At 55.9% G+C, this 12,879-nt stretch carries 14 protein-coding genes and 1 pseudogene; 3 read left to right on the forward strand and 12 right to left on the reverse strand.

The window, feature by feature from the left end; all coding sequences use genetic code 11:
• Window positions 1–77: 77 nt before the first annotated feature.
• The 4 genes and pseudogenes from FE784_RS03775 to FE784_RS03790 all read right to left on the reverse strand — a co-directional run bounded on the left by FE784_RS03775 (window position 78) and on the right by FE784_RS03790 (window position 2,430).
• Window positions 78–1,010 carry an ROK family protein gene (locus FE784_RS03775; protein WP_139600797.1) on the reverse strand — a complete coding sequence of 311 codons (933 nt, stop codon included), beginning with the start codon at window positions 1,008–1,010 and terminating at the stop codon, window positions 78–80.
• Window positions 1,011–1,154: 144 nt separating this feature from the next.
• The gene (locus tag FE784_RS03780; protein ID WP_139600798.1) at window positions 1,155–1,400 is read right to left on the reverse strand and encodes a hypothetical protein; all 246 of its coding nucleotides are present in this window, start codon (window positions 1,398–1,400) and stop codon (window positions 1,155–1,157) included.
• Window positions 1,334–1,660 (reverse strand): annotated as a pseudogene (locus FE784_RS42600) (sulfatase-like hydrolase/transferase); the annotation flags it as partial. The pseudogene FE784_RS42600 and the gene FE784_RS03780, both read right to left, overlap by 67 nt.
• Window positions 1,555–2,430, reverse strand: a complete 876-nt coding sequence (locus FE784_RS03790; RefSeq protein ID WP_342779075.1) for an ABC transporter permease subunit — start codon at window positions 2,428–2,430, stop codon at window positions 1,555–1,557. The gene FE784_RS03790 and the pseudogene FE784_RS42600, both read right to left, overlap by 106 nt.
• Window positions 2,431–2,800: 370 nt before the next feature.
• Here FE784_RS03790 and FE784_RS03795 point away from each other — a divergent pair, with 370 nt between their 5' ends.
• On the forward strand, window positions 2,801–3,781 hold the full coding sequence (locus FE784_RS03795) for an ABC transporter substrate-binding protein (RefSeq protein WP_139600801.1): 981 nt from the start codon (window positions 2,801–2,803) through the stop codon (window positions 3,779–3,781).
• A gap of 52 nt (window positions 3,782–3,833) precedes the next feature.
• On the opposite strand, the gene FE784_RS03800 is transcribed toward FE784_RS03795, so the two are convergent.
• From FE784_RS03800 to FE784_RS03810, 3 genes are all read right to left on the reverse strand, one after another.
• On the reverse strand, window positions 3,834–4,130 hold the full coding sequence (locus FE784_RS03800; protein WP_139600802.1) for a hypothetical protein: 297 nt from the start codon (window positions 4,128–4,130) through the stop codon (window positions 3,834–3,836).
• Window positions 4,131–4,326: 196 nt separating this feature from the next.
• Window positions 4,327–5,322: a Gfo/Idh/MocA family protein gene (locus FE784_RS03805; RefSeq protein ID WP_139600803.1), complete on the reverse strand. Its 996-nt coding sequence runs from the start codon at window positions 5,320–5,322 to the stop codon at window positions 4,327–4,329.
• Entirely contained in the window at window positions 5,319–6,323 is a 1,005-nt protein-coding gene (locus FE784_RS03810; RefSeq protein WP_139600804.1) for a Gfo/Idh/MocA family protein, read from the reverse strand. Before FE784_RS03810 ends, FE784_RS03805 begins: the two co-directional genes overlap by 4 nt.
• 136 nt (window positions 6,324–6,459) lie before the next feature.
• Between FE784_RS03810 and FE784_RS03815 the strand changes: the two genes are divergently transcribed.
• Entirely contained in the window at window positions 6,460–7,362 is a 903-nt protein-coding gene (locus FE784_RS03815) for a helix-turn-helix domain-containing protein (protein WP_139600805.1), read from the forward strand.
• 16 nt (window positions 7,363–7,378) lie between these two features.
• On the opposite strand, the gene FE784_RS03820 is transcribed toward FE784_RS03815, so the two are convergent.
• The 5 genes from FE784_RS03820 to FE784_RS03840 all read right to left on the reverse strand — a co-directional run bounded on the left by FE784_RS03820 (window position 7,379) and on the right by FE784_RS03840 (window position 11,979).
• On the reverse strand, window positions 7,379–8,512 hold the full coding sequence (locus FE784_RS03820) for a cytochrome P450 (RefSeq protein WP_139600806.1): 1,134 nt from the start codon (window positions 8,510–8,512) through the stop codon (window positions 7,379–7,381).
• 59 nt (window positions 8,513–8,571) lie between these two features.
• Complete coding sequence (locus tag FE784_RS03825) at window positions 8,572–9,153, reverse strand: TetR/AcrR family transcriptional regulator (RefSeq protein WP_139600807.1); 582 nt, start codon at window positions 9,151–9,153, stop codon at window positions 8,572–8,574.
• A 235-nt stretch (window positions 9,154–9,388) separates the two neighbouring features.
• Window positions 9,389–9,730 (reverse strand): hypothetical protein, encoded by a 342-nt coding sequence (locus tag FE784_RS03830; protein WP_139600808.1) that lies wholly within the window; start codon window positions 9,728–9,730, stop codon window positions 9,389–9,391.
• A 152-nt stretch (window positions 9,731–9,882) separates the two neighbouring features.
• Window positions 9,883–11,427 carry a flotillin lipid rafts scaffold protein FloT gene (locus FE784_RS03835; protein WP_139600809.1) on the reverse strand — a complete coding sequence of 515 codons (1,545 nt, stop codon included), beginning with the start codon at window positions 11,425–11,427 and terminating at the stop codon, window positions 9,883–9,885.
• 15 nt (window positions 11,428–11,442) lie between these two features.
• Window positions 11,443–11,979, reverse strand: coding sequence for an NfeD family membrane protein (locus FE784_RS03840; protein WP_139600810.1), 537 nt, complete (start codon window positions 11,977–11,979; stop codon window positions 11,443–11,445).
• 265 nt (window positions 11,980–12,244) lie between these two features.
• Here FE784_RS03840 and FE784_RS03845 point away from each other — a divergent pair, with 265 nt between their 5' ends.
• Window positions 12,245–12,874, forward strand: a complete 630-nt coding sequence (locus FE784_RS03845; protein ID WP_218103743.1) for a YdcF family protein — start codon at window positions 12,245–12,247, stop codon at window positions 12,872–12,874.
• Window positions 12,875–12,879 lie beyond the last annotated feature (5 nt).

Below are 12,879 nucleotides of genomic sequence, written 5' to 3' on the forward strand. Positions count from 1 at the left end.
GATGGCTCGTCGATTTCATCATATCGACACTGAAACGCAAATAAAGCGGCACCATTCGCGGTGCCGCTTTCCTTGTTTCACCTCTCAGCCTTCAGCAGCGACAAAGCGCCGGCAAATGCGCTGCCCGACGTATCCTCCACGGTCTCGAACGTCGGAACCTCCTGTGGCGGCACTCCGCAGACCACGATCTCCGCTTTTGCGGAGGGGATAAACAGCTCGTGGCTTTTCGCGATATTGCCGCCGACGATAATCGCCTCCGGCCGGAACTCGCGGATATACGGCGCCAGCAGCTCGCCGAACAGGCGGCCGAAGCTCGCGAACGCATCCGCCGCCTTCGTATCGCCCGTACGCGCGGCGTCGGCGATCGCCTTGACGTCCCCATCCGCGCCCAAGCCATAGGCGGCCGCTACCCGCAGCATGCCCCGCTTCGATATGTAATCGTCCGCAATGCCGTCGCGGAACGGATCGTTCCACAATTCTCTGCCCTTCACGATCCCGTTCTCGTCGATAAACGAGGACCCCGTACCCGTTCCGATCGTAATGCAAATGGAACGGCGGTAACGTTTCGCGTGCCCGAAAGCCAATTGCCCGGCCGCAAACATGGCCGCATCGTTATCGAACACGATAGTCGCCTGGGCGGACAGCTTCTCCCCGACTTCCGCATCGGCTGCTATGCGCTCCTTCATCGCCTCCCGCAAATTCGTACCGTATAACGCGTCGTACTTGTCCTGTCCGCGAATGTAGCATATCCCGTTCTCGTAATCGAACGGGGATGGAAACGCGTAGCCGACGCCGATCACTTCGAACGGAGCTCCTCCGGACAGCTTGTCAAGCAGCGCTACCCGTCCTGCAATAAGGCCGTAGAAGTGGGCAAGCAGCGTTTCTTTCCCTTCCTTTCCGCAGGAAGGAAACGTTTCCACCGTATCGGGGACGGTCTCCCCATCTTCCCGGACGACGGCTGCTTTGATCGAGGTTCCCCCGACATCGAACACGATGGCGTAACGATTCATAGTTTTTCGACTTCCCCTTTTCCCCGAATTTCTTCCTAAGTATAAGTGAGAATTCCCTTCATTGTCCAAAGGGGGATTATAGTACGGGAAAGTCGAAAAGATCCCCGGTTTGCCAAACCCATCGCGCGAGCCCTCCCCGGTGTTTTATTTGCACGCTTTCTTCAATTGCTTCTCCAGCTCGGCCGCCGCCTCCGGCAGCTCGCCGGCCAAATTGCGGCGCTCCCCGGGATCAAGCTCCAGATCGTTCAGCTCGGGGATATCGTTGTATGTCTCGATATATTTATATTTTCGGTCGGCGATCGCCCTGCCGTTCAGCAGTTCGCTTACCTGATAACGCTTGTGCTCGTCCGTATCGCCGGCCAGCACCGGCAGCAGCGACTTGCCGTCCATTGCCGAACGGCTGTATTCCGCCCCGCCCAATCGAGCAGGGTAGGATGCAGATCGGCCAATTCGACGAGCGCGTCGCTCACTTGGCCGCGCCTGTTTCCTCCCGGATCGGCCACGATAAGCGGCACGCGCAGAGCTCCCTCGTAAAAAACCGTCTTCAGAAACAGGCCGTGGTCGCCGAGCATTTCCCCGTGATCCGAACAAAATACGACGATCGTATTGTCCGCGAAGCCCCTCCGTTCGAGCCGGTCCACGAGCTCGCCGACCCACTTCTGCGCACTGTTGATGTACAGCACCGCGTCAACGTATTCGTTCCAGTTGCTGACGGCGTAATACAAGGCGAAGGTGGCAAGCGCCGGGGTCGACAATGGCAGCACGATGCGGACAAAAACCCGGAAGTCGTTGCAGCCGTCGATTTTCGCCTCCACCGGTTCGCGCCGTCGATGCGGGCCGATTCGTAGAGCCCCGGGTCTACGCCGGCGAGAGCGGCGAGAAAAATGATCGTTCCCCAGCCGGTTTCCTTCCATATCACTTGGGACGTCACAAGCGTGCGGAACCAGCCCGGCTCCATCAGAAACGGAACTTCCGTACCTCCCGCCGCCTGAATCAGCACATTGACCACACCGCCCTCCGTCGTGAAAAAAATGTAGTAAATGCCAACGACGACGACCCACGAAACGAAGTGGGGCACGTACAGCAGCGTCTGCACGAACCGCTTGTAGACAGTCCGGCGCACCTCGTTCAGCAGCAAAGCGAGCGCGATCGGCAGCGGAAAGAAGAAAACCAGGTTGTATATTCCGAGCACCATCGTATTGCGGAACAGCATCCAAAACTCCGGCTCGCCGAAAAACCGGTTAAAATGCTTCAGTCCTACCCAATCGTTTTGCCAAAAGCCGAGGTGCGGCTTGAAATCCTGAAACGCCATCAGCACGCCCCACATCGGAACGTATTTGAAAATGGCGAAATACAGCAAGCCGGGCAGCACCATCACGTATAACAGCTTGTCTCTGGACAATCTTCTGAGAACTCTCATATTCCCATCCGTTATCGGTCGGAACCGCCCTGCGCCCGGTTCGTTCATCCGGGTCCTGTGCGGTTATCGTTAAGCCCGATTATAGGGACCGGAAAAGCGGCACGTAAATATCCATCATACAACAAGTTATCCGAACGGTTATCTCAACATTGACAAGGAGTTTCGGGCTTTTATCCATTTCCGACACTCGCCTGACGGAGATCGGAATCGGATTAGAAAACGTAATGCAGTACTCGCTGCTTGATAGCCAATCCATTGATGCAACAAAAATTAATATTGACAATGATTCTCATTATCATATAATCTATAAACTGTCATCTATGTATAAAACCGCATTAAACCTACTATACGGAGGAGCTATTCATTCATCATGAACGAAACTCGACTCAAACTCGCTTCAGCGCTTCTCGGCTTGACTGCGTTAGCGGTAGCGGTAGCTGGCTGCAGCGGCAATGCGCCGTCGGCCGCTTCCACTTCCGCATCCGGAAGTAAAACATTGGCCGATGCGAACGCCCAACCGTTCCAGCGTACGATCAGGCATGCTGCCGGAGAGACCGTGCTTACCGCCCGGCCGGGAAATATCGCGCTTCTGGATTACAGCTTCGTCGATTATCTCGCCGCCCTGGACGTCCGGCCCGGAGCAACGGTCTCGTTCGTCAAAAATGAGCTTCCCCCCTATTTGGCCGACCGGGTGTCCGGAGTCAAATTTCTCGGAACGATCGGCGAAGCGAATCCCGAAGCCATTTTGGCCGCGGACCCGGATTTGATTATCGGCGCATCCCCCGGAAGCGACAAAGCATACGATCAGTTGACCAAAATTGCCAAAACGATATTGCTCTCCCAGTCCGAATTCGATTGGCGTAAAACGTTGAACGAGTTCGCCCCCATCGTCGGGAAAGAGGATAAAGCCAAACAGGTGTTGGAGGATTACGACAAAAGGATGGAAAATGCCGCCAAACAGCTCAAATCGGCCATCGGGGAACAAACGGTCATGTTCCTGCGCATTCTGCCGAAAGAATACCGGGTATACGGGAAACTCAGTCCGGCAGGATCGGTTCTGTATGACGATCTGTCGCTTCGCCCCGCTTCAGGCGTTCCGCTGGACAAGAAGCAACTCGCCGTTTCGATGGAGGCGCTGCCCGATTTCGATCCTGACCATATCTTTTTGCTCGCCCAGGATGACGCCGAAGCCAAAATCAAGGAGCTGCAAAACAGTCCGCTATGGAAAAACTTAAAAGCCGTCAAAAACAACCGCATTTATCCGGTGGACCAACGACTGTGGATACAAGGCGAAGGGCCCATCGCCAGCGCGACGATGCTGGAGCAGGCAGTGAAGGAGCTGACCAAATAGGTTCCTGTAAATGTCGAAGGAGCGCTCGGGGCAAATCAATAAAGGCTTCCCGTTAGGAAGCCTGCTTTCGCTTCAGTTGTCTCTTAAGCCGGACTGCCGTTCGAAGCGCCGCCATCGGGACGATGCCGCCCGCTTTTGCATGGCCGGCGTTGTTCAAGTCCAGCTTGGCGAGCAGGTTCTCGACATCGCTTTTCGTTTGGGTAAGCTGCTGCAGCTGTGTCTGCTTCGCCTTGGCCACCAATTCGTCGGACGAGATCCGATAGGAAATCATGCCTAGTATAAGCAACGGAATCGCACCGAGACAAAAGGTGAAGCCGATCAGGCGAAACAAATAGGTCGGAATCCGCATGAGTTGACCGGTCCCCTTTCGCCCAGGAATTTTTCTTACTATTTTAATAGGAACAATAGGTTTTATACATATATTGAATTATATCGGCAGACGGCCTTTTTTGTCCAGAACGAATTCGGTGTGTCGTTTCCAAGAACTTATACAAAAAAACAGAGACGAATTAAATCGTCTCTGCCCGTTCCTGCTTTACTTATAGTTACGCTTGAAGCTTCACCGGCTGGCCGGTCTTCACCGACTCGTATCCCGCCAAAGCCACTTCCGCCGAGCGGAGACCGTCCACGCCCGAGATCGGGGCAGGCTTGCCGGCGATGAGCGCTTCGACGAACGCTTTGACCATGTAATGGTCCATATTGTCGCCCCAAGGCAAATATTGGCCTTTGCCGATCTCCTCGTTGAACAGCTCGTTTTTTTGCGCGAAGCTGTCTACGGAGATCGAGCCCTTCGTTCCGACGATTTCCATCGTCACGTCGCCCCATGTCGGGAACGCCTTCGGGCGCGACCAGCTCGTGTCCAGCACGCCGACGGTGCCGTTCTCGAATTTGACATGGATCATGCCCGCGTCGTCCACCTTCAAGTTCTCGTGGAACAAAGTAGCGGCGTATGCATAAACCTCGGTCACCTTGGAACCGGTAAACCAGTTCATCAGGTCCATGACGTGGACCGTATGATCCAGCAGGGCGCCGCCGCCGGACAGTTCCGGCTCGACGAACCATTTTCCCGGCATCGAGCCGCGGTTCGTGCCTTTAATCGCCAATATCGCGCCGATCTCGCCGCGGTCAACGGCCGCTTTCGCATTAATGACTGCGGCCAGATAACGACAAGGGAACGCCGTGAACAGCTGAACGCCATTTTCGTTGCAGGCTGCGATCATCTGCTCCATCTCGGTGACGGATATACCTAGCGGCTTCTCGCAAATGACGTGTTTCTTCGCTTTGGCCGAGTCGATCGTGAGCTGGGCATGGAACGCATTCTCCGAGCAAATGACGACTGCATCCATGTCCGCTACGGCGAGCAGATCGCGGTAGTCTTCGTAATAATTCAAGCCGTTTTTGGCAACGGCGGCTTCCACTCGGCTTTTGACTTCGTCCGCGATGCCGACGACTTCCACTTCCGGCAGCGACAGCAAAGCATTCAAATAGGAGAAGGCATGGCCGTGGGCGAAGCTGATCATGCCGATTTTCAGCTTTTTCATCGCGATCCCTCCCGTACGCTGTTATCCAAGTAAACCGCTTGGCCGGTTCGCGCCGATTCCATGATCGCCAGACCGATCTCCAGCGCCTTGTAAGCATCGTGAGCCGTCACGATTGGCTCGCGGTTTTCCCGGATGCAGTCGATGAAGTGGCGGATTTCCAGCTCGAACGGACTGTTGAAGCCCGGGCTTTGCGGAACTTCGACGAACGGACCGCCCGATTCCGCACCGGCGGCTTTCCGGACTTGCAGCGATACCGATTTGGAGCTGTCGCTGCGGATAATGCCGGAGCTGCCGGCGATCTCGGCGGCGGTCGTGAACGCCCCCGGGTATCCCCAGTACGCTTCCACGTTGGCAACCGCTCCGTTCTCGAATATGAGCGTGGCCGATGCGTAATCCACATCGCCCTCCAGCTTGCGGAGTCCGTAAACCGACCGAACTTCGCCGAGCGTCCAGCGCAGGAAATCGAGGTCGTGCACCATCAGGTCGATCACGACGCCGCCGCTCTTTTCGTCGTCTTTAAACCACGGACGGCGTATGCCGGGATGTCCCCCGATGCGTTTCGCGTGAGCTACGCCGGCCCGACCGATTGCGCCTTGAGCGACTCTATTTTTCATTTGCACATATTCCGGGAAGAAGCGGACGACATGTCCGACGAACAGACGGACACCGTTTTCCTGGCATACGCGAATCACTTCGGCCGCATCCTCCAGGCTGAGCGCGATAGGCTTTTCCGAAATAACATGTTTGCCGGCACTGGCCGCCTTGATCGCGAACGGCTTGTGCAGATAGCTCGGCAATGTGACGCTGACGACCTCGCAGCCGGATTGCTCCAGCATATCGTCGAACGACGTATACGCTTTCGCGCCAGTCCGCTCTGCCAGTCTCTGAACGAGCTTCTCGTCCAGATCGCATACTCCGACAACGGTTACGCCGGGAATTTTGGCATAGCTGCTCGCATGAACGTTACCCAATCCTCCGCAGCCGACGATGGCTACTTTCATGGCTTTCCCTCTCTTCATTTCGTTGTATAATAACCCTATGGCCAACGATACAGCCTTTGCCGTCCGGCGTATATGCCGTCATTTGTCGGTTTTATATCCAATTTTGCCATGCCCGTATGGGAGGAACCGCGACCTTATGGAAATATACAAAGAACCGATCCATTATCAAAATCCCGTGCTGTGCATCAAAGTATGGCAATTCGAAGCCCAGCACAGCGCTTCCGTTCCGCCCAAGCCTGTCCAGTCGGTCCAGCCGGTCCGCTGGCACTACCATAAGGAAGTCGAGTTTATACTCGTGAAAAAAGGGCTTCACGAGATGCATACCCCGAATCACACTTACATGCTGGGTGAAGGCGAAGTGATGGTAGTCGGCTCTTCGCAGCTTCACCGCTCCCGGATCATCGGCCCCGAGAAGCTCGTCTATATCGTGCTGCATGTCGATTTCGAGCCGTATTTCGATCCGGCGATGATGCGATATTACCGGCATTTCTCGGAGGTGCATCACCCGCTGGAGGAATTGAACTACATGTTCGGCGAAAACCCGGGCGTTCGTGCCGAAGTCGGAACGATCATCGAACGGATCCACCAGGAAATTATGGACAAAACGACCGGGTACGAAATCGCCGCCAGCATGCATATCAAGCACCTGCTGCTTACGTTGCTCCGGGGGGATTCGCGAGGACTGCTCCAGGCGCACGATTTGATCGACCCGGGGGTAATGAAACCGATTTTGGAATACGTGGACACTCATTTGTCGGAAAAAATCGAGCTGGAGCAGGTGAGCCAGATTGCCGGCATGAGCTATTTCTACTTCTCCAAATATTTCAAAAAAGCGATGGGCTCCCCGTTCACCGACTATGTCAACCGGAAGCGGATCGCCAAGGCGGAACGCCTGCTCGTGACCAGCGGACAAAACGTCGGAGACATCGCGAGAGCCGTAGGCATCGAGAATATGGCCCATTTCTACGAGCTGTTCAAACGGTTCAACGGCTGTACGCCAAAGCAATATTTGTGCAAAATCGACGCCAGCGGCAATTAACCGTGCTCGAGCTTGATTAGTTTAGCCGAACGGGGAGACGGTTCACCCCGAAGACGATCCAGCTGTCCAGCCTTTTCAAATCGTACGAGCGGTCTCTCGCGAACCGCGGGAAACGCTCCAGCAGCGCCTTTACGGCAATGCCCGCTTCCAGTCGGGCTAGTTGCGAGCCCAGACAAAAATGAATACCGTGACCGAACGCGACATGCGGATTCGGATTGCGCGAGCCGTCGAAAATATCAGGCCGCTCGAACACGTCCTCGTCATGGTTGGCGGAGCCGATCCGGACGTGGACATGCTGCCCGGCAATCAGCCGCTGCCCGCGCAATTCCGTATCGCGCACGACCCGGCGGACCATAGTCTGTACCGGAGAACAATAACGGAGCACTTCTTCCAGCGCTTGGGGAACCAGATCCGAATCGGCGGCAAGACGATCCCGTTCATCCGGCAAGCCGTCCAGGCACAAAATGGCCGAGCCGATGAAGTTGGTCGTCGTTTCGTTGCCGGCTACGAGCAGCAAAATGCAAAACCCGATCAGCTCCGCATCGCTAAGCCGCTCATCGTCCACGTTAACGGCCGTAAGCCGGCTGATCAGATCGTCCTGCGGCTCGCGCCTGCGCTGCTCGGCGACCGATGAGAAATAGTCGGTCATCTCCTTTTGGCAGCGAAAATAGTTATCCGAATCGTTGCCGACGAGCTCGTCGGACCATTGCTTGAACCGGTCCCGGTCTTCCCGAGGAATGCCGAGCATCTCCGCAATGACGATTACCGGCAGCGGACCGGCAAACTCGCGCAGCGCGTCGACCGCTCCTTTCGATTGCGCCTCGTCCAGAAGCTGATGCGTTACGGAGCGGATCAGAGGAATCAACGCTTCCACCGCCCTCGGCGAGAACGCTTGGGATACAAGCGACCTCAGTTGCCTGTGCTTGGGCGGGTCCCTTCTCAGTACGCTTGACTCGATCGGCTCATCATTGGAGCGAACAGTCTGAAACTGGGATGAGAACCGCTCATGGTCGGAAAGCACCGTTTTGACATCTTCATATTTGTACACGTGCCACGAGCCTTTTTGCTCTTGGAATTGTACGGGGAAAGACATTCTCATTTGCCGGAACTTGGATAAGGGAATCAATTCCTCCGGAACGATCGGGATCATGGGCGTATCTCCTTTTTCTCCATCTTCGAACTGACTGGTCAGTGCAAAAAATCAAAAAATTAACCCCCGCTATTCCCGATAAATAAACCCGATGTAACGGTCATATAGAGAAAATTCTCGATCTCTTCCCGCGATATGCCGCCCTCATTGCTCAGGAAATAATCGCAGCTGCTGTCCACGAGGCCAATAACGCCTGTCGCGGCCAGCCTGCAGTTCATGGCGCGAACGATTCCGTGCTTTTGGCCTTCCTCCAATATGCCTGCGATGTAGCACACGTACTCTTCGCGCAGCTTCTTCAGCTCCGCAAGCACCTCTTCGTCGATCCCGTTCGTCAATTCGTGAAAGACGATATGGGCCAGCCCGCTGTTATCCGTGAACAAGTCGAGGTTATGCCCGATTATCCGCTTGATTTGTTCCTCCAGCTTCAGTCCCGCGTTAAGATCCGAATCGATCCGTGCCTTCAAATGCCGCAAACCATCGCTAACGACAGTCTTGAACAGCTCCGATTTGCCGCTGAAATGATAATACAGCGTGCCCTTTGCCACATCCGCCCTCAGAGCGATATCGTCCATGCTTGCCTGATGATACCCTTTCTCGGCGAACACCCCGATCGCCGCCTGCAAAACTTTGATTCGACTCATCCTTGATCATCCTTTCAAGACTCGCTGCTCTTCCGCCAATATTAATTTGTACTGACTAGTCAGTTTACATCGAGTGTAACACAGGAACAATCTTCCTGAACAGTCCCGAAATATCATCATTCGGAGTCATATGCTGGATCAGGCCAAAAAAGCCAGGCTTGTTGCCTGACTTTGCAATGTAGTGAACGTAATCTGCAGTCTTCGTGCGGCGGCCTCACCGGAAAGACGATCGACTCTATTCGCCGCTTTGCCCGCCCGACTTTTCTCCTGAGCCTCCGTTCCCTTTTTGCTGCTTTTGCTGTTCCTTTTTCTTCGATTCCTGCTCTTTTTTCTTCGATTCCTGCTCTTTTTTCTTTAGCTCCTGCTCCGCTTTCGTTTGCTGCTCCAGCTGATACTGTCGCATTTCCTTGTACATCTGGTATTGCTTATTCAGCTCCTGATCAATAACTTTGGACTGGTTGCTCTGCTGCTGTTGCTGGTTCGCTTTCTGCGCGCCAGCGGACTTGTCGCCGCAGCCCGCCGTAGCCAAAGCTGCCGCCGTCAATAAGCAGCCAATGCCGATTCGAAGGTATCGCAATGCCATCCCTCCTTATTTGGGATTAGAATTCCCCTTTCGGCCTCGATCGATACGCATCGGCGGCAGGCTTCCGGCGAAAACAAAAAGCTGCGGAAAAACCGTTGTCCGGTTCTCCGCAGCTCTCGGCTTGCCGCTTGCACTTTGCAGTTTCGTCAACCTTTATCCGCGTCCAAATTCGTTGCAACCGGCTCTATCGGAAGCGACTTCGGCTTAAGCGCGGTCACTTCGGCCGGGGCCGACGCCCCGAATTTGCCGGTCAACCCTTTCACCAGCTGGTCGACGTCGATGCCCGATACGCTCTTGAGCATTTCCGGAGCCGTCGCCATAAGGGACGTCACATAGTTGCTTATACGGGCCGCCCCTTCGCCATGGCCGGTGTCGACGACGGTAAGCTTATCGATCGCGCTGATCGGCGCGGCCACCTTGCCCGCAAGCTCGGGCAGCATTTTCACGATAATGTCGAGGATAGCCGCTTCGCCGAACTTCTCGAACGCCTCGGCCAGCTTCTGCTTCGCTTCGGCTTCGGCAAGTCCGCGCAGCCGGATGACCTCGGCGTCGGCCGTCCCTTTCGCCCGCTCCGCGTCGGCGATCGCCATACCCTCGAGCCGCTTCTGCTCGGCATTCGCTCTCGCTTCCGCCTCGATCGTGTACTGCAGCGCGTCCGCTTCGCGCAGACGGCGCGCCTTCTCCGCTTCCGCCGCCTGCTCGACCGCATACCGGTCGGCGTCCGCTTTTTTCTTCACTTCCGCGTCATACTGCTTCTCGCGGCGCAAAATCTCTTTGCCCTCAAGGTCGATTTCCCGCTCCTTGCGGACGAGCTCGACTTTCATTTGCTCCTCGACGACGCTTTGCTTCGAACGCGCCTCCTGAATATGGTAGGCTTGGTCCGCTTCGGCCTTCGCCATATCCTGATCCTTCTTGAACGCCGCCGTCTTGAGCTCTTTCTCCTTGGCCGCTTCGGCGATGTTCGTATCGCGCAGCAGCTCCGCCTTCATCCCCTGCTCTTCCGCGTTCGCCTTCTGAATACGCGCATCCCGCACCGCTTCGGCCTCGGCTATTTCCGCATCCCGCTTCACCGCGGCGATCCGCGGCTTCCCGAGCGAGTCGAGATAGCCGTGCTTGTCGCGAACGTCCTTGATCGTAAAGGAGACGATTTGCAAGCCCATCTTCTTCAAATCTTTGGCCGCAACCCCTTGCACTTCCTGAGCGAACTTGTCGCGGTTCCGGTACACTTCCTCGACCGTCATCGAACCGAGGATCGAACGCAAGTGGCCTTCCAGCACTTCCTGCGCTTCGCTCTTCAGCGCTTCGGTCGGCTTGCCCATGAACTGCTCGGCCGCCGTCGCCACGTCTTCGACCGAACCGCCGATTTTGATGATCGCCACCGCGTCGGTCATGACCGGAACACCCTGCTCGGTATACACTTCCGGTGTGGAAACGTCCAATTTGTGCGAGAGCAGCGACAAAAATTCGGCTTTCTGGAATATCGGCAATATAAACGCCCCGCCGCCTCGTACGATCTTGATTCGCCTTCCGGATTCGTCGACCAAAGCATTTTTGTTGCCCAGGAACGATCCGGTCACGATCATCGCTTGATCCGGACTTACCGTCTTGTACCTCGCCCAAAACGCCAATCCGAGCACCACGATAACGCCGATCACAATTGCGGGGATAACCAAAGCTTCCGAAAAATTCATCCAATCTCTCCTCTCTTATTCCAAGTTGTCTTCGAGCCTCGAGACGAACAGCGTATCGTCCCGAACTTCCACAATGACGACTCGCACGCCGGCCTCCAGCGTGTCTCCGTCGAAGCTGGCCGCGATTTGGTTCGTGTGTCCGGCGCCTACTTTTACGAGCACTTCCCCGTAGCCTCTGGGCGGAATCGGGACCAGCACCTCGCCGATGCGGCCGGACAACTCGCGGATCGAGAAGCCGGTGGAGTTTTCGCTGTTTTCCATCGGCCGGACATAAGCGACATAAACCAATATCCCGACTGCGATCGCGGCGGCCGAGGCGAGCAGGACGGCAAGCACGCTGCCAAGCGGCGTATAATGCAGCACCAGCAGGCCCGCGCCTCCGAATGCCGTTATGACGCTCACAATTACCATCGGGCGCAGCTTGCGGACCGCATCCACCGAAAGGAAATCAAGGATGCCGTCAAGCGCATGGCTGAGCAAATCGCCGAATACGACGGTGACGATGGCGAATAGGACGCCGCCCGCCAGGCAAGCCCAAAACAGTTGCTCCACGTCGGTCTCCTCCGCTCTTTTTTAACTTCATTTTCCATAACTTGCACGATGCTGCCAGTCACTAAGTAATACGCAGTTTTCTTTGAGAGGTTTCACAATTTCGACAAAATTGCCGACGTTTTTGCCAACGAAAACCGACACGGAAATGCGCGATACCTGCGCGTCCCCTGAACCGTTTCACGGGCCGTCGAGGAAACGTCTCTTTTTGTCGAGACCGAAACAGGTTATAATGAATCATATTTGCAGCAATGGCGGAGATTAGATGATGAAAAAGCGAAAAAAGAAAAAGCTCCATCCGGTAAGGCTGTTTTTCCGCCTGCTGTTGTCGGCCGTGCTCGCCGTCGTTCTGTATTTCGGCGGCATGAGCTGGGTGATCCTGCATACTTGGAAGACGTCCTCCGGCACGCCAAGCGACGGCATCATCGTGCTGGGGGCAGCCGTATGGAACGGCAAGCCGAGCCCGGCGCTGCGGGAAAGAATCGAAATAGCGCTGGACGCATGGAACAACAAGCTGGCCCCCCGGATCATCGCCACAGGCGGAATCGGTCTGCCCGGCGAGCCATCGGAAGCGGCCACGATCAAAGCTTATTTGGTCCAGCGCGGTGTTCCGGCGGACGCCATCCTCGTCGAGGACAAGTCCCGCAGCACCTACGAGAACCTGCAAAACAGCCGCGAGCTTATGGAGCGGTACGACATGCGCAGCGCGATTCTCGTTACGCACGGCTATCACGCCTTCCGCGCGCGCATGATGGCCGACATGCTGGACATCGATTCGACCGTCGAACCGGTCCAAGTCCGCCCTTTGCGGCTTGCGTACTATACGCTTAGAGAGTGCGGCGGCGTTGCCTACTTATTCGTTACCGACCCGCTGCGCTTCATCAAGGCGCTATTGTGAAAGGA

This window comes from Paenibacillus hemerocallicola (assembly GCF_006265175.1).
In the GTDB taxonomy this organism is placed as follows: Bacteria; Bacillota; Bacilli; order Paenibacillales; family NBRC-103111; genus Paenibacillus_AB; species Paenibacillus_AB hemerocallicola.